10 protein-coding genes and 1 pseudogene are annotated in these 16747 nt (G+C 69.1%); 8 read left to right on the top strand and 3 right to left on the bottom strand.

The features are described 5' to 3' along the window. Positions 1-536 precede the first annotated feature (536 nt). Positions 537-1112, bottom strand: a complete 576-nt coding sequence (locus QQM39_RS10075; RefSeq protein WP_301996352.1) for a hypothetical protein — start codon at positions 1110-1112, stop codon at positions 537-539. Between the two features lie 605 nt (positions 1113-1717). On the opposite strand from QQM39_RS10075, the gene QQM39_RS10070 reads away from it, so the two are divergent. The 4 genes from QQM39_RS10070 (at position 1718) to QQM39_RS10055 (ending at position 9356) form a co-directional block, all read left to right on the top strand. Continuing rightward, positions 1718-3421, top strand: coding sequence for a diaminobutyrate--2-oxoglutarate transaminase family protein (locus QQM39_RS10070; RefSeq protein WP_301996351.1), 1704 nt, complete (start codon positions 1718-1720; stop codon positions 3419-3421). A 445-nt stretch (positions 3422-3866) separates the two neighbouring features. After that, the gene (locus tag QQM39_RS10065; RefSeq protein WP_302003537.1) at positions 3867-6095 is read left to right on the top strand and encodes an IucA/IucC family protein; all 2229 of its coding nucleotides are present in this window, start codon (positions 3867-3869) and stop codon (positions 6093-6095) included. A gap of 158 nt (positions 6096-6253) precedes the next feature. Beyond that, a complete protein-coding gene (locus QQM39_RS10060) occupies positions 6254-7078 on the top strand; it encodes a GNAT family N-acetyltransferase (protein ID WP_301996350.1) in 825 nt (274 codons plus the stop codon). A gap of 286 nt (positions 7079-7364) precedes the next feature. Next, positions 7365-9356 (top strand): ATP-dependent DNA helicase, encoded by a 1992-nt coding sequence (locus QQM39_RS10055; protein WP_301996349.1) that lies wholly within the window; start codon positions 7365-7367, stop codon positions 9354-9356. A 209-nt stretch (positions 9357-9565) separates the two neighbouring features. Here QQM39_RS10055 and lexA read toward each other — a convergent pair. Continuing rightward, positions 9566-10343: pseudogene (gene lexA / locus QQM39_RS10050) on the bottom strand (transcriptional repressor LexA). A 563-nt stretch (positions 10344-10906) separates the two neighbouring features. Here lexA and nrdR point away from each other — a divergent pair. Then, complete coding sequence (gene nrdR / locus QQM39_RS10045) at positions 10907-11482, top strand: transcriptional regulator NrdR (protein WP_301996348.1); 576 nt, start codon at positions 10907-10909, stop codon at positions 11480-11482. Positions 11483-11645: 163 nt separating this feature from the next. Next, entirely contained in the window at positions 11646-14540 is a 2895-nt protein-coding gene (locus QQM39_RS10040) for a vitamin B12-dependent ribonucleotide reductase (protein ID WP_301996347.1), read from the top strand. Positions 14541-14671: 131 nt separating this feature from the next. Here the strand turns inward: QQM39_RS10040 and QQM39_RS10035 are convergent, their stop codons facing one another. Then, positions 14672-15205 carry a TerD family protein gene (locus QQM39_RS10035; RefSeq protein WP_301996346.1) on the bottom strand — a complete coding sequence of 178 codons (534 nt, stop codon included), beginning with the start codon at positions 15203-15205 and terminating at the stop codon, positions 14672-14674. Between the two features lie 155 nt (positions 15206-15360). Here QQM39_RS10035 and QQM39_RS10030 point away from each other — a divergent pair, with 155 nt between their 5' ends. Then, complete coding sequence (locus QQM39_RS10030) at positions 15361-15966, top strand: YdbC family protein (RefSeq protein WP_301996345.1); 606 nt, start codon at positions 15361-15363, stop codon at positions 15964-15966. Positions 15967-16085: 119 nt separating this feature from the next. Next, entirely contained in the window at positions 16086-16745 is a 660-nt protein-coding gene (locus QQM39_RS10025; RefSeq protein WP_301996344.1) for a histidine phosphatase family protein, read from the top strand. Positions 16746-16747: the final 2 nt, after the last annotated feature.

Genomic DNA, 16747 nt, shown 5'->3' with positions numbered 1-16747 from the left:
GCGGTGATCGCGGGCCTGATCCTGCGCACACCGGACGACCCGGGTGAACGCCCCCTGGTGCTGACTCCGGAGCGCAGCCTGGCCCAGGACCGATCGGCAGCACTCGTACGGAGCGCACTGCTCACCGCGGTGACCTCCGTGCTCCTGCTGACCGTCGCGCTCCCCATGCCCCATGCCAACAACGTCGTCGGAATCGCCGGGCAGTTGTGGCTGATGACCGGCCCGACCGCCCTGGCGCTCAGCGCCTGGGGGAAGGTTCGTGACCGTTCGGGTGTGGTTCACCGTGACCGGGGAACTGCCTTGGCGGCTCATGGCGTTCCTCCGAGACGCGCACGTCCGGGGAGTGCTCCGGCAGGTGGGAGCCGTCTACCAGTTCCGGCATCTGCGGCTGCAGGAACGCCTTGCTCCGCCTGCCCCGGACGAGCGTGGCCCCGGGCACCCTCCGGTACCGGGGCCACGCGGTCAATCCTCAAGCCCCGGCGATGGCGGGTGACCGCGCACCCTCGCCGTGTCCCAGGAGCCGCCACCCGTCTCCCTCAGGGAGCGGGGTCCGGCCAGTCCGTCATCCGGAAGACGCCCAGCATGTCGTCATCCCGTTTACCGGCCGGCGAGAAGGACGCCTCCACTCCGACCCATCCCCGGAAGGCCCCGGAGTCGTCGAGGACGTACAGCATCGGCTTCACATGCGAGTTGCCCCGATAGCAGGCGGAGGGCTCGCTGGGAGCCAGGCATGTGCACCAGTGCCAGTAGGTGTCGCGGCGATCGTGGGCGCCGACCCGCGTCAGGTAGTACTGGATGGACGTGTCCCCCGAGGCCTGCCCGCACCCCCGCCCGCAGGCGCCCTTTCTCGGCGGCTGCAGGTACGTCATGCAGTACGTGGCACTGCCGCCGCACACAGTGAACAGCCGCGGCCGGAACGGGCGCTCTTTCCTCGGCTGGGGCTTGCCGTGTTCCCAGGCGTCCGACTCGAGCCGGATCGGGCGCTCATGGTTCCGCACCGTCTTCATCGCCCGGCGCTCGCTGAGCGGGGCGTTGCTTCCGTAGCCGTACCCCGACGTCGCCTTCGTCGAGTACAGAAACCCCAGGCGGGCGATTCCCGATCCCGACCACACCCTCCACTTCTCCGTCCACGGCGTGTCCGTGCCTCACTTGATCCACACGGTCCGGGCCCGCTCACCGTCGATCTCCTCGGTGGCCGGCCGGTAGACGCCCGCTCGCTGCTCGGGGGCGCTGCCGCCGAAGCCCGCGACGGTCATGACCGGGCACCGGCGCACCCCTGGAGGGCTCGCCTTCTCACCGGGAGCGCAGTCCGTACCCGGAGTGGTGCCCGAGGAGACCCTCCTGGCCGGGTCCCGCTGGTTCCAGAAGTAACTCCGCGCCGACACCGTGCCGGAGCCGGCATCGAATCGGTACCAGCCAAGACGCACCCAGTTCCGCGGAGACGCGCCTGTGAGGAACCCGGTGGACACGACGAAGTGTCTGCTTCCACCACGACGGAGGGCCACCGGCATGTTCCGTCACCGCAAGGATCTTGAAGCAACCCGTAACCCCGTGAACGGTCCGAGGTTGGTAGCGGTGGGGGGCCAGCTGCCCGTGGGCCGTCCCCCGTGCCCAGTTCCCCGGAGCTTCGAGTCGACGCTCGCGGGGCTTCGTATGTCGGGTGGGGCGAGGATGCGAGAGACCTCCTCGCCCCTGGACAGCGGGAGGGCAGGGAGCCATGGCAGTGACCGAATCTTTGCGCGGGGGGACATCCGAGTCGACGGGGGCGCGTGCCGTGCACGAGGGGATCCTGCGGCGGCAGTCGGCGCGCGAGTCGGCGGCGCGCACCTACGCGCGTGCCCTGCCGATCGTGCCCGTACGGGCACGCGGGCTCACCATCGAGGGCGCGGACGGCCGCCGCTACCTGGACTGCCTCTCCGGCGCCGGGACGCTGGCGCTCGGACACAACCACCCCGTGGTCCTGGAGGCCATCCGCGAGGTTCTCGACTCGGGCGCGCCACTGCACGTCCTCGACCTGGCGACCCCCGTCAAGGACGCCTTCATCACCGAGCTCTTCCACACCCTGCCGCCCGGTCTCGCCGACCGCGCGCGTGTGCAGTTCTGCGGACCGGCCGGTACCGACGCGGTGGAGGCCGCCTTCAAACTCGTCCGGGCCGCGACCGGACGTACCGGAATCCTCGCTTTCAGCGGCGCCTACCACGGCATGACAGCCGGAGCGCTCGAAGCATCCGGGGGCGCCTTCGACGTACGGGTCGCCCGCCTGCCCTACCCGCAGGACTACCGCTGCCCCTTCGGCATCGGCGGCGACCGCGGCGCCGAACTCGCCGCCCGCTGGACCGAGTCCGTCCTCGACGACCCCAAGTCGGGCGTGCCGCGCCCCGCCGGGATGATCCTCGAACCCGTCCAGGGCGAGGGCGGAGTGATCCCCGCGCCGGAGGAGTGGATGCGGCGCATGCGGCAGATCACGGCCGACCGCGCGATCCCACTGATCGCCGACGAGGTCCAGACGGGGGTCGGGCGCACCGGCTCCTTCTGGGCGGTGGAGCACAGCGGCGTCACCCCCGACGTGATGGTCCTCTCCAAGGCCATCGGGGGCAGCCTGCCGCTGGCGGTCATCGTCTATCGCGACGACCTCGACGCCTGGCAACCCGGCGCGCACGCCGGCACTTTCCGCGGCAACCAGCTCGCCATGGCCGCCGGCACGGCGACGCTCGCCTACGTCCGCGAGAACCGTCTCGCCGAGCGCGCGGCCGAACTGGGCTCGCGGATGCTGAACCAACTTCGGCAACTGGCAGGGGAGTTCGCGTGCATCGGGGATGTGCGGGGGAGGGGCTTGATGATCGGGGTCGAGGTGGTTGAGCCCGAGGCCGATGCCGAGTACGGCGAGGGGCGGTCGGTGCCATGGGCGGCGATGGAGGGGGCCGAAGGCGAACCGAGCCTTCTGACCGCTCTGGAAGGAAACAGGGGTGCTGCTGATGAGGCCGAGTCGGATGCTTCGGCCGACATCGGCCGGCCCGGAGGCGGGGCGGGCGTTCTGGTGGGTCTCGACCCTGCCCGGAGCCGGGGTGGCTCCTCGGCGGACGCCAACCCCACTGGTGGAGGAGCCGCTGTGGCGGCAGTGCAGAACTCGGATCGCCACCCTCGCCCCGCCGCTCCCGAACTCGCGGCCGCCATCCAGCGCGAATGCCTGCGACGTGGCCTGATCGTCGAACTCGGCGGCCGGCATGCCAGCGTCGTACGCCTGCTTCCGCCCCTGACCATCAGCGACGAGCAGGCGGCCGCAGTGCTGGACCGACTGGCCGACGCGGTGGCCGCGGTCTCGCGCAGCCACCCCCATGACGACGCGTTCGGTGCGGACCGGATGCGCCAGCGGTCCCCGGGCCCCCGGCGGCGCGGCGACCGTGCCGACCGGGCGGGTTAGCGCGGCGGTCGATGGGGCGCGCCGTAACGCACTCCTACCGGCGCCCTCGCGTCGGCGTCCGTCGACCGACCCGCTCCCGAGCAACGGCTCACCTTCGAACGACACATCACTTGCCATCGGGAACCTCGCCTCCGACCGAGATTGCCCTCACCGCAGTACGGCGGCCGTCGCCGCATGCGTCAGAACCAGTTCAAGAGGACCAGCCTTGACCACGACCCCCGCACCCGACGGCCGCCCCGACGCTCGCGCGCGACGCCACGCCGGCCCACACCTGTTTCAGCCGGAGCTGCTTGCGTCTTCGACCGCCTTGGCTCCTCGCGGGCGAGGGCTTGTTCCCGCCCAGGCAGGCACTTCCCCGGAGGGGGGAGGCATGCAGGGTGCACTTCAAGGAGGGGGCGCACCTCAGGGAGGGGACACGTCGCAGCACGCCCCGGACCTCGAGCGGCTGCCCGGTGCCGCCTCCGACCTCCTGGAGCACCCCGACCCTCATACCGCAGCCCAGGCCGCCGCCGTGGAGAACTTGCTCCGCTGCTGGGTGCGTGAGACCAACGTCCCGACCCCCGACTACGGGACCCTCCGCATCCCCTTGCCCGCCACAGGCACGGCCCTGCTGATCCCGGTCCACTACTGGTCCCCGACGGGATGGCACCGCTTCGGCCTCCCACATCTGGCCGACGCCCCGGCGCAGTCCCCGCCGATTGACGCGGTCACCCTGGCTGCCCTGCTCACCAGGGAGGCGCTGGGGGGAAGCAACCCTGTCGCCATGGCTTCGGCCGCCGACCCGTCGGCTGCGAGCAGCGGGCCCTCGACCAGCCCTCGGTCCGTAGCGGCTCGCCCGATTTCCGCGAGCGTCCGCCCTTCGCCCGCGTCTGATACGTCGGCTGCCTCGACTGACGCGACGCGGCGTTCCCGAACCGCGACTGCTCCTCGCCCCGGGTCGTCCCCAGATTCCGTGCCCGCTGCCTCAGACTCCGTAGCCGCTGCCTCCTCTGCCTCTGGACCTTCCTGCTCCAACCCTTCCCCCGCCCGATCTGCCCCCGCGTCCTACACGGTCGCTGACTCCGCTGCCCTCCCCTTCCTCTCTGACACGGCTTCCTCCTACGTCCCTGGACCCTCCGTCTGCGCGCCCGCTGCCGTTTCCCCGTCCTCCGCGGCTCCGAGGCCCGCCGCCCTGACCGTGTCCGGCATCTCCGCGGCCACTGACCTCGTTGCCCGCGTCGCCGACTCCGTCCGACGAACCGCCACCTTCATCAGCGAGCGCCGTGCTGCCCCGGCTGACGGCTCCGACGGCTCCGACGTCTTCCTCGCGGCCGAGCAGGCGCTCACGCTCGGGCACCCCCTCCACCCGACGCCGAAGAGCCGCGAGGGTCTCTCCGAGTCCGAAGCGCAGCTGTATTCGCCCGAGTTGCGCGGCTCCTTCCCGTTGCACTGGATGGCGGTCGCCCCCTCGCTGCTTGCCACTGACTCGGCATGGACCGAGCGCGGCCGTATCGTCCCCGCGGCCCAGCTCATGATCCGCCTCGCCGGGCCCGAGTTGCCGTTGCCGGACGGATACACGGCCCTGCCCATGCACCCTTGGCAGCTGCGAGAGATCCAGCACCGACCCGAGATCGAGTCCCTGCTCGATGCCGGACTTCTCCGGGACCTCGGCGCCCACGGCGCCCCTTGGTACCCCACCTCCTCCGTACGGACCCTCCACAGATCTGACGCCGCCGCCATGCTCAAACTCTCGCTGGGTCTGCGCATCACCAACTCCCGTCGTGAGAACCTCCGGAAGGAGCTGCACCGGGGCGTCGAGATCCACCGACTCCTGCGCAGCGGCCTCACGACGCAGTGGCAGGCCGCGCACCCGGGATTCGACATCGTTCGCGATCCGGCGTGGCTCGCCGTCGACGGGCCGGACGGCGTCCCTGTCGCCGGCGTCGACGTGATGATCCGGCACAACCCGTTCAGGCCCTCCGACGACGTGTCCTGCGTAGCCGGACTCGTCTCGCCCCGACCGCACGCCCAAACCGGCACCGCCGCCGGCCATCACCCGTGGGGCACCACGCCTCCCCGGTCCCGCCTGGCCGAGCTCGTCACGCGTCTCGCCGACCGAACGGGCCGCCCTCTCAGCGCCGTTGCCGCCGAGTGGTTCCTGCGCTACCTCGAACAGGTTGTCCGCCCCGTGCTGTGGCTCGATGCCGAGGCGGGAATCGCTCTGGAAGCACACCAGCAGAACACGTTGCTCCTGCTGTGCGGCGACGGCTGGCCTTCGGGCGGCCGTTACCGCGACAACCAGGGCTACTACTTCCGTGAGTCCCGGCGCGCGGCACTCGACGCCCGGCTGCCCGGCATCGGCGAGCACAGCGACACCTTCGTCTCGGACGAGGTCGCCGACGAACGCTTTGCCTACTACCTCGCGATCAACAACGTGCTCGGTCTCATCGGAGCGTTCGGCTCGCAGCGTCTCGCGGACGAACAGCTGCTGCTCGCCGCCTTCCGCCGCTTTCTCGGCGAGGTGGCCTCCGGCGCAGCCCGGCTGCGCACATCACTGCCTGCCCACCTGCTCGACTCGCCTGTCCTGCGCTGCAAGGCCAATCTGCTGACCCGGCTGCACGGCCTCGACGAACTCGTCGGCCCGGTCGACACCCAGTCCGTGTACGTCACCATCGCCAACCCCCTGCATTCCTGACCGTCACGGTCCGCCCCTTGTCACGCCGCGCTGCGCCCCTCACGCCGGTCGACCACCACCGATCGCCTCCGGCGCCGCCGACCGTCGTCTCCGGCTTCGCCAACTCCCTTCATCCCTGAGGAACATGACCCACCCCGCCTCTTGAGAGGAGCGTCGCCGTGCCTCCCACCGACGCGAGTGCCCACGCCGGTACCGCCCCCGTCACCGATATCGGCACCGCCGCGAGCCCGAGTGCGCGCGATTGCCGTATCGACCCGGCGGCCGGCTCGGACGCAGACAGTGAGGACACGCTTGACCTGCACCTCCCCGATGAGCTCATCGGGCTCGTCGCGGACGGCACCGCAGCCGATGGGGAACGGAGCCCGGGCACCGCAAGGACGGCAGTACCTCCCTCACTCCTCCTGGGCGGCGACGATCTACTCGACCGTGTTGCCGACTGGGGGCCCGTCAGTACACCTGCAGGAGCCCTTCACCTAGTCTCGGTGCGGATCGAACGAGACCTTCCGATCATCAGCCGGTGGATGAACGACCCCGCTGTCGCAGCGTTCTGGGGGCTCGCCGGACCCCAGAACGCGATTGAAGAGCATCTGCGGTCCCAGCTTTCCGGGGACGGACGCAGCGTGCCCTGTCTGGGCATGCTGGACGGCACGCCGATGAGCTACTGGGAGATCTACCGAGCCGACCTCGACCCGCTGGCCAGGTACTACGCGGCTCGGCCCCATGACACCGGAGTCCATCTCCTCATGGGTGCCGTCGGCGATCGCGGCCGAGGACTCGGAGGGACCCTGCTCCGAGCCGTCGCCGACCTCGTGCTCGACAAGCGGCCCGTCTGCGCTCGCATCGTTGCCGAACCCGACATTCGCAACACCCCTTCCGTCGCCGCTTTCCTGAGCGCCGGTTTCCGCTTCTCCGCCGAGATCGACCTGCCCGCCAAGAGGGCCGCCCTCATGGTGAGAGACCGGAGCCTGCGCCATCTGCTGTGACGCCGTGTCGCAACGTCATCACATTCGGTAATGCCTCTCGAGCCGATCCGGTTCCCACTCCCGAGGAACTCGATTCAGGCCGAGTCGATCTCTCCCATGCACCAACCTCGACCCCACGCGAACCGCCCCGACCTCCAATCGAACCGATCTCTCACACACCCGAACCCATCCCGCACACACCCGAACCGATCCGATTCCCACCTGAGGAACCCCCGGTCTTGATCCCGCCCCTCGTCCCCACCGCGAGCGCCCGTTTGTCAGTGCCGGGCCGTAGGGTGGTCGCGCTATGACAAAGCCCTCACTCCCCGAACTCCTGCATGCTGCCGTCACTGCCGTCGGCGGTACGGAGCGCCCTGGCCAGGTGACCATGGCCGAATCCGTCGCGGAGGCGATCGACGGCGGCTCCCATCTGCTGGTCCAGGCCGGCACCGGCACCGGAAAGTCGCTGGGCTACCTCGTGCCCGCGCTCGCGCACGGGGAGCGCGTCGTCGTCGCGACGGCCACCCTGGCCCTGCAGCGCCAGCTCGTGGAGCGGGACCTGCCGCGCACCGTCGAGGCCATGCACCCCCTGCTGCGCCGTCGGCCCGAGTTCGCGATGCTCAAGGGCAGGTCGAACTACCTGTGCCTGCACCGCCTGCATGAGGGTGTCCCGCAGGACGAGGAGGAGGGCCTCTTCGACCAGTTCGAGGCGGCCGCGCCCACCAGCAAGTTGGGGCAGGACCTGCTGCGGCTGCGTGACTGGGCGGACGAGACGGAGACGGGCGATCGCGACAACCTGACTCCCGGCGTGTCCGACCGGGCCTGGGCGCAGGTGTCGGTGTCGTCCCGGGAATGCCTGGGCGCATCGAAGTGCGCGTACGGCGCCGAATGCTTCGCCGAGATGGCCCGTGAGCGCGCCAAGCTCTCTGAGGTCGTCGTCACCAACCACGCGCTGCTCGCGATCGATGCCATCGAAGGCGCTCCGGTCCTCCCACAGCACGAGGTCCTGATCGTCGACGAGGCGCACGAACTGGTCTCCAGGGTCACCGGTGTCGCCACCGGTGAACTCACTCCCGGCCAGGTCAACCGCGCGGTGCGCCGCGCCGCGAAACTTGTCAACGAGAAGGCCGCCGACCAGCTCCAGACCGCCGCCGAGGGCTTCGAACGGCTGATGGAGCTGGCCCTGCCGGGACGCCTGGAGGAGATTCCCGAGGACCTCGCCTACGCGCTCATGGCGCTGCGTGACGCCTGCCGCACCGTCATCTCAGGGATCGGCGCCACCCGCGACAAGTCCGTGCAGGACGAGGACGCGGTCCGCAAACAGGCGCTGGCCTCGGTCGAGACCGTGCACGACGTGGCGGAGCGGATCACCAATGGCTCCGAGTGGGATGTCGTCTGGTACGAGCGTCACGACCGCTTCGGAGCGTCCCTGCGGGTGGCCCCGATGTCCGTGTCGGGTCTCCTGAGGGAGAAGCTCTTCGCTGACCGTTCAGTAGTCCTGACCTCCGCGACCTTGAAGCTGGGCGGCGACTTCAACGGCGTCGGTGCATCCCTTGGCCTCGCCCCCGAGGGCACGGAGGGGGACGACCTCCCGCAGTGGAAGGGGGTGGATGTGGGCTCGCCCTTCGAATACCGCAAGCAGGGCATCCTGTATGTCGCCAAGCACCTCTCACGCCCCGCGCGTGACGGCGACCGTGCGGACATGCTCGACGAGCTGACCGAACTGATCCAGGCGGCGGGCGGCCGCACGCTCGGCCTGTTCTCCTCGATGCGGGCCGCCCAACTGGCCGCCGAGGAACTTCGCTCCCGCATCCCCGAGTTCCCGATTCTCCTTCAGGGCGAGGAAACGCTTGGCGAGCTGATCAAGAACTTCGCGGCCGACCCGAAGACCTGCCTCTTCGGCACGCTGTCCCTGTGGCAGGGCGTCGACGTACCCGGCCCCAGCTGTCAGCTGGTCGTCATGGACAAGATCCCCTTCCCGCGCCCGGACGACCCCTTGATGAGCGCCCGCCAGAAGGCGGTGGAGGACGCCGGCGGCAACGGCTTCATGGCGGTCGCCGCCACGCACGCCGCGCTGCTCATGGCCCAGGGCGCCGGCCGCCTCGTACGGGCATCCGGGGACCGCGGCGTGGTCGCCGTACTGGACCAGAGGCTGGCCACTGCCCGGTACGGAAGCTATCTGAAGGCGTCACTGCCTGACTTCTGGTACACAACGGACCGTAATCAGGTCCGGAAATCCCTGGCCGCGATCGATGCGGCAGCGCAGAAGGCGGAGGCGGAGGCGGAACAGCCCCAGTAATCGGGTGTGGGCCTGTCGCGGCGCCGCGACAGGCCCACACCCGATCCGGAAATTCGGTTACGTGGGGCCCGCGCAGCGTCAGCGGGGCCGCAAAGCTCAGGGCCACACGCAGCCCACAGGCCACGCACAGCACAGGGCCCCGGAACCGGCGCAGGGGTCCCGGGGCCCGGTCAGGGGGCGACGCCCTTCGGCTTCGCCCGCCGCAGCCGTCACACGCGCCGCAGCACTGCCACCACCTTGCCCAGGATGGTCGCGTCGTCACCGGGGATCGGCTCGTACGCGGAGTTGTGCGGGAGCAGCCAGACGTGGCCGTCCTCGCGCTTGAAACGCTTGACCGTGGCCTCGCCGTCGAGCATCGCGGCCACGATGTCTCCGTTCTCGGCGACCGGCTGGCGCCGGACCGTGACCCAGTCGCCGTCGCAGATCGCGGCCTCGATCATCGAGTCACCGACGACCTTAAGGACGAACAGCTCGCCGTCGCCGACCAGCTGTCGGGGAAGGGGGAAGACATCCTCGACCGACTCCTCCGCGAGGATCGGGCCACCGGCGGCGATGCGGCCGACGAGCGGGACGTACGACGCTGCGGGCTTGCCGGTGGTGTCCGTGGGCTGCACGGCGGCCTGGTCGGAGCCGCGCACCTCGTATGCGCGCGGTCGGTGCGGGTCGCGGCGGAGGAAGCCCTTGCGCTCCAGTGCCATCAGCTGGTGTGCGACAGAGGACGTGCTGGACAGGCCGACCGCTTGGCCGATCTCCCGCATCGACGGCGGGTACCCACGCCGCTGCACCGAATCCCTGATGACCTCGATCACACGGCGCTGTCGGTCGGTGAGCCCCGAGCTGTCCGCCCGGATGCCCGGAGGTCGGCCCGGGAGGGACCGCTTGTGTCCCTCGGGATTCATGGCTTCGTTCATCGCATGCACCGGCTCGAAGTCGGCCCTGGGAGCGGTCCTGGGCGGTGATGGTGGCACTGTCTGCGGTGGTGGTCACGTCGGCCCCTCTCGATGGTCTCCCTGCTGCACAACGGTAGTTGCTTTCGAAAGGTTGCGCCAAACACACGTTCGAGTGAAAAATCGCGAATCCCCAGACGTGATCATGAGTCTGGGTGTATGGCTGACGCGCTGCCCGGCGGGCAAAAGGGCCCATTGTTGTACTCTTCACCGCCAGGGTGGCGACCTCGTGGGTTGTCGCCCCAGTCTGCCATCCGGCATCAGTTCAGACGGTGACCGACCCCCATCTGTGCGGGAGTCCCACGCCCCCTCCGTGTGGCGCTCACCGTATCTCCGTATGTGTCGCGGCGATACGGCTGTGCGCTCAGGTGTGCGGCGCGCCGGTGCGGCCGTACGGTGCGTGTCCCTCCAGGCGCGACACGCGCGTACAGCGTGGGTGTATGCGCCAATCCCCACATGTAGTGGTTGGATTGCGGCAGCGACCCAGAAGTTGTGGTCCCCCGGGTCTTCGGACGCTCGGAGATCGCCTATGCTTGGGGCTGCTTCGAGGGGCCCGTGAGGCCCAGCGAGGCTATTGAGTCTGCTGTGAGGAGGGTTGGAAGTATGCACTGCCCCTTCTGCAGGCACCCCGACAGCCGCGTCGTCGACAGTCGTACGACCGACGACGGCACGTCGATCCGCAGGCGCCGCCAGTGTCCTGATTGCTCCCGTCGTTTCACGACCGTGGAGACGTGCTCACTGATGGTGATCAAGCGGTCCGGAGTCACTGAGCCATTCAGCCGTACCAAGGTCATCAACGGTGTGCGCAAGGCATGCCAGGGACGACCTGTCACCGAGGACGCGCTCGCGCAGCTCGGCCAGCGGGTCGAGGAGGCGGTGCGGGCCACCGGAAGCGCCGAGCTGACCACCCACGACGTGGGGCTGGCCATACTCGGCCCGTTGCAGGAGCTCGACCTCGTCGCCTATCTGCGATTCGCCTCCGTCTACCGGGCGTTCGACTCGCTCGAGGACTTCGAGGCCGCGATCGCGGAGCTCAGGGAGGCGACGGGACGCCCCGCTGCGGACGACGACGACCGCGAAGACGGCGCAGGCGCAGGCGTGGTCGCGGGGGGCCAGGAAGACGACCGCGGGTCCGGTGGGGCTGCACAGGTCCCCGTGCCCGCCAACGCCGCCGACTGAGGGCGGGCCGGACCCGGTTCGGACTCCGGATCCGGTCGAGCGGCGGCGACCAAAGACCTGTTGCGGGCGGCAATCAGAGGGTGCCCGCAACACCAGACAGAACACCGTGCCACGGGGAACATCGGGGCACTTCAGGGCGTTTTAGCCCGTACAGGGAGGCGGCATGACAGAGACGGCGAGCGGTCCGGCACGGAGTTCCCGCGCCAAGGGCACCAAGGCGGCCAAGGGACTGCGTATCGAGCGCATCCACACCACCCCCGGCGTGCACCCGTACGACGAGGTGGCCTGGGAGCGCCGTGACGTCGTCATGACCAACTGGCGCGACGGCTCGGTCAACTTCGAGCAGCGCGGCGTCGAGTTCCCCGACTTCTGGTCGGTGAACGCGGTCAACATCGTCACCAGCAAGTACTTCCGCGGTGCCGTCGGCACTCCGCAGCGCGAGGTGAGCCTGAAGCAGCTCATCGACCGCATCGTGAAGACGTACCGGAAGGCCGGCGAGGACTACAAGTACTTCGCCTCGCCCGCCGACGCCGAGATCTTCGAGCACGAGCTGGCCTACGCCCTCCTGCACCAGATCTTCAGCTTCAACAGCCCGGTTTGGTTCAACGTCGGTACGCCCCAGCCGCAGCAGGTCTCCGCCTGCTTCATCCTGGCCGTCGACGACTCCATGGAGTCGATTCTCGACTGGTACAAGGAAGAGGGCATGATCTTCAAGGGCGGCTCCGGCGCCGGCCTGAACCTCTCCCGCATCCGCTCCTCCAAGGAGCTGCTGTCCTCCGGCGGCAACGCCTCCGGCCCCGTCTCCTTCATGCGCGGCGCCGACGCCTCCGCAGGAACGATCAAGTCGGGCGGTGCCACCCGCCGCGCCGCCAAGATGGTCATCCTCGATGTCGACCACCCCGACATCGAGGACTTCATCGAGACCAAGGTGAAGGAAGAGGAGAAGATCCGCGCCCTGCGTGACGCGGGCTTCGACATGGACCTGGGCGGCGACGACATCACGTCCGTCCAGTACCAGAACGCCAACAACTCGGTGCGCGTGAACGACGAGTTCATGAAGGCGGTCGAGGAGGGCGGCAAGTTCGGCCTCCGCGCGCGGATGACCGGCGAGGTCATCGAAGAGGTCGACGCCAAGGCGCTGTTCCGCAAGATGGCCGAGGCCGCCTGGGCCTGCGCCGACCCGGGCATCCAGTACGACGACACCATCAACCACTGGCACACCTGCCCGGAGTCCGGCCGTATCAACGGCTCGAACCCCTGCAGCGAGTACATGCACCTGGACAACACGTCCTGCAACCTGGCCTCGCTGAACCTGATGAAGTTCCTGAAGGACGACGGCAAGGGAAACCAGTCCTTCGAGGTCGAGCGCTTCGCGAAGGTCGTCGAGCTCGTCATCACCGCGATGGACATCTCCATCTGCTTCGCGGACTTCCCGACGCAGAAGATCGGCGAGAACACGCGCGCGTTCCGCCAGCTCGGCATCGGCTACGCCAACCTCGGCGCCCTGCTGATGGCGACCGGCCACGCGTACGACTCGGACGGCGGACGTGCCCTCGCCGGTGCCATCACCTCCCTGATGACCGGCACGTCGTATCGCCGCTCCGCCGAACTCGCCGCGGTCGTCGGCCCGTACGACGGCTACGCCCGCAACGCCCAGCCGCACCTGCGCGTCATGAAGCAGCACGCCGACGCCAACGGCGTGGCCGTCCGCATGGACGACCTGGACACGCCGATCTGGGCCGCCGCCACGGAGGCCTGGCAGGACGTGCTGCGCCTCGGTGAGAAGAACGGTTTCCGTAACTCCCAGGCGTCCGTCATCGCCCCGACCGGCACCATCGGTCTCGCGATGTCCTGCGACACCACCGGCCTCGAGCCCGACCTCGCCCTGGTCAAGTTCAAGAAGCTGGTCGGCGGCGGCTCGATGCAGATCGTCAACGGCACCGTCCCGCAGGCCCTGCGCCGCCTGGGCTACCAGGAGGAGCAGATCGAGGCGATCGTCGCCCACATCGCCGACCACGGCAATGTCGTCGACGCCCCCGGCCTCAAGCACGAGCACTACGAGGTCTTCGACTGCGCCATGGGCGAGCGCTCCATCTCCGCGATGGGCCACGTCCGCATGATGGCCGCGATCCAGCCCTGGATCTCCGGCGCGCTCTCCAAGACGGTCAACATGCCGGAGTCGGCGACCGTCGAGGAGGTCGAGGAGATCTACTTCGAGGCCTGGAAGCTCGGCGTCAAGGCGCTCGCGATCTACCGCGACAACTGCAAGGTCGGCCAGCCCCTCTCCGCCAAGACCAAGGAGAAGGAGAAGACCGAGATCACGGAGAAGGCCGAGGCCACCATCCGTGAGACGGTCGAGAAGGTCGTCGAGTACCGCCCGGTCCGCAAGCGCCTCCCGAAGGGCCGCCCCGGCATCACCACGTCCTTCACGGTCGGTGGCGCCGAGGGCTACATGACCGCCAACTCCTACCCCGACGACGGTCTCGGCGAGGTCTTCCTGAAGATGTCCAAGCAGGGCTCGACCCTCGCGGGCATGATGGACGCCTTCTCCATCGCGGTCTCCGTCGGCCTTCAGTACGGCGTGCCGCTGGAGACGTACGTCTCGAAGTTCACCAACATGCGCTTCGAGCCGGCCGGCATGACGGACGACCCGGACGTGCGGATGGCGCAGTCGATCGTCGACTACATCTTCCGTCGCCTGGCGCTCGACTTCCTGCCCTTCGAGACGCGTTCCGCGCTCGGCATCCACTCCGCCGAGGAGCGTCAGCGTCACCTGGAGACCGGTTCGTACGAGCCGTCCGAGGACGAGGTCGACGTGGAGGGCCTGGCCCAGTCGGCGCCGCGCGCCCAGGAGCTGAAGGCCGTCGCCACGCCGAAGGCCGAGGTCGAGGCGGCCAAGCCCGCTCCGCAGCAGGCGCACACCAGCGCCGAGCTGGTGGAGATGCAGCTGGGTATCCAGGCCGACGCTCCGCTGTGCTTCTCCTGCGGCACGAAGATGCAGCGGGCCGGTTCCTGCTACATCTGCGAGGGCTGCGGCTCGACCAGCGGCTGCAGCTGACGCCGCGGGGCTCGTCCCCGAACGTCGGGTAGCCCTTGAGAGGCCCTGACGAAAGTCACGCGAGAGGGGCGCCGACCACATGCCGGCGCCCCTCTTCGTCGTACTGTCCCCGCGAGCCTGCGAAGCGATTGTCAGGGCTGGCGGGTCCTGCCCATGGTCGCTGTGAACGTCACCGGGTCGTCCTCGAAACCGTGGATGCCCGGATGGAAGTCCCAGGTGCCCGACCCTTGGCGTACGAACTCCGCGACCGTGGCCGCCGTCGACCCGAGGACGCCACCGAAGTCGTCCTCGGCCATGACGGTGTAGCCCTCGCGGATGCGCAGGGCCGGCTTGATGACGCTGACGAAGGTGCGCGTCGAGGGGCGCTGCTGGATCACGACTCCGACCAGCACGCGCGCGTACCGGCTGTCGAGCCGGTCGAGCTCCACGGTCAGGACCTCGTCCCAGCCGAAGCCCTTGCCGTCCTTGCTGTCCCGGTTGAGATAGATGGTGCCGTCGGGCGAGCGGCTGTCGAAGTGCACCACATAGGCGGGATCGCCGTACGGATCGCTCGCCAGGTAGGTCGCGGCGACGAGGTCCAGGTCGGTGGGCGGCTGCCCAGCCGGACTCGGGTCCCACTTGACTGAGATCTCGACCTTCCGGATCCCCTTGTTGATGGCGTTCACCAGGCTCCCCTTCCCCGTTCCGCGTATGCCCTCTGCCCTAACTGCCCAGCAGACAAGGCCGGTTGTCCATCCTGCCACGCGCGCGGGAGCGTGTGCCGGGGAGCTCTCCTGTCGAGCGTGACCGACGCCACGCTCCGTGGCCTTACCATGGCGCGGTGCTGGTCAAGTGGATTCGCTGCACCGTGGTGGACCGCCGCGGTTTCGAGCGGGGGCAGCGAAAATGGGCGGGGCTTCTGGGGGAGCCGGGGTTTCGGGGGCAGGGTGGTGGCTGGAGTCGGGGGCGGCAGGGGGTCGTGCACATCTTCTCGTTCTGGGAGAGCCGATCTTTCTACGACTCCTTCATGGCCCGCTCCCACGACAGGCTGGCGGCGGCCCAGTCGGGCACCTACAAGGACATACAGGTCAAACTCTTCGACTACCGCTTCGACGTGAAGACCGGGTTCGAGCCGCGCTTCACCGACGCGGACCTCGTCCGAGTGGCTCACTGCCGTGTCCACGAGGACCGTGCAGAGCACTTCACGCTCATGCAGGAGAAGGTCTGGAACCCTGCGATGGCCGGCTCCCCGGGCATGATCCGCGGCCTCTTCGGCGAGGCGCCGGGCCATGAGTTCCTGGTGCTGTCGATGTGGCGGTCGGCCGCGGAGCACGGCAAGTACCGCACCGAGCGCGTGGAGCGACTGGCGTTGCGAGCCCAGACGGAGGCGGACGTCGCGGCGCTCACAGGCGACATCGTGGAACTCGAATCGACCTGGACAGTTTGAATTCCGAACCCGTTAGCCGTGCGCCTTAATGTGGCTCGTGGTGCAGGAAATGTGTGACCTGCGCCGTATAGGGCCCGTACGAGTGCTCGATCGGCCGTCACCCGATCTAGGGTTTTGGCATGGCACGACCACGGCGCATCGTCCTTGTCCGGCACGGCGAGTCAACGGGCAATGTTGATGACGCCGTGTACGAGCGTGAACCCGACCACGCCCTGGCCCTGACCGAGCGGGGCTGGCGGCAGGCCGAGGAGACGGGTAAACGGCTGCGGGAGGTGTTCGGACGCGAGCGCGTCAGCGTCTACGTCTCGCCCTACCGTCGTACGCACGAAACACTGCGGGCCTTCCACCTGGATCCCGAGCTCATACGGGTGCGTGAGGAGCCCCGGCTGCGTGAGCAGGACTGGGGGAACTGGCAGGACCGCGACGACGTACGCCTCCAGAAGTCCTACCGGGACGCCTACGGCCACTTCTTCTACCGCTTCGCCCAGGGCGAGTCCGGCGCCGACGTGTACGACCGGGTCGGCAACTTCCTGGAGAGCCTGTACCGCAGCTTCGAGGCCCCCGACCATCCGCCGAACGTGCTGCTCGTGACCCATGGCCTGGCGATGCGGCTGTTCTCTATGCGCTGGTTCCACTGGACGGTCGCGGAATTCGAGTCGCTGTCGAACCCGGGGAACGCGGAGATGCGGATGCTCGTTCTCGGGGACGACGGCAAGTACACGCTTGACCGGCCTTTCGAACGCTGGCGTGAGCCGGAACCGTACGGGATCACCGGATAGAG

The sequence above is a fragment of the Streptomyces sp. DT2A-34 genome (assembly GCF_030499515.1).
In the GTDB taxonomy this organism is placed as follows: domain Bacteria; phylum Actinomycetota; class Actinomycetes; order Streptomycetales; family Streptomycetaceae; genus Streptomyces.
Note: the sequence above shows the minus strand (reverse complement) of the source record. Positions and strands in the feature narration are given on the sequence as shown.

What these genes read in the sequence shown, in the direction of transcription:
- QQM39_RS10070 (WP_301996351.1), top strand. Translation starts at nt 1,718, where the DNA reads ATGGCAGTGACCGAATCTTTGCGCGGGGGGACATCCGAGTCGACGGGG.
- QQM39_RS10055 (WP_301996349.1), top strand. Translation starts at nt 7,365, where the DNA reads ATGACAAAGCCCTCACTCCCCGAACTCCTGCATGCTGCCGTCACTGCC.
- nrdR (WP_301996348.1), top strand. Translation starts at nt 10,907, where the DNA reads ATGCACTGCCCCTTCTGCAGGCACCCCGACAGCCGCGTCGTCGACAGT.
- QQM39_RS10040 (WP_301996347.1), top strand. Translation starts at nt 11,646, where the DNA reads ATGACAGAGACGGCGAGCGGTCCGGCACGGAGTTCCCGCGCCAAGGGC.
- QQM39_RS10025 (WP_301996344.1), top strand. Translation starts at nt 16,086, where the DNA reads ATGGCACGACCACGGCGCATCGTCCTTGTCCGGCACGGCGAGTCAACG.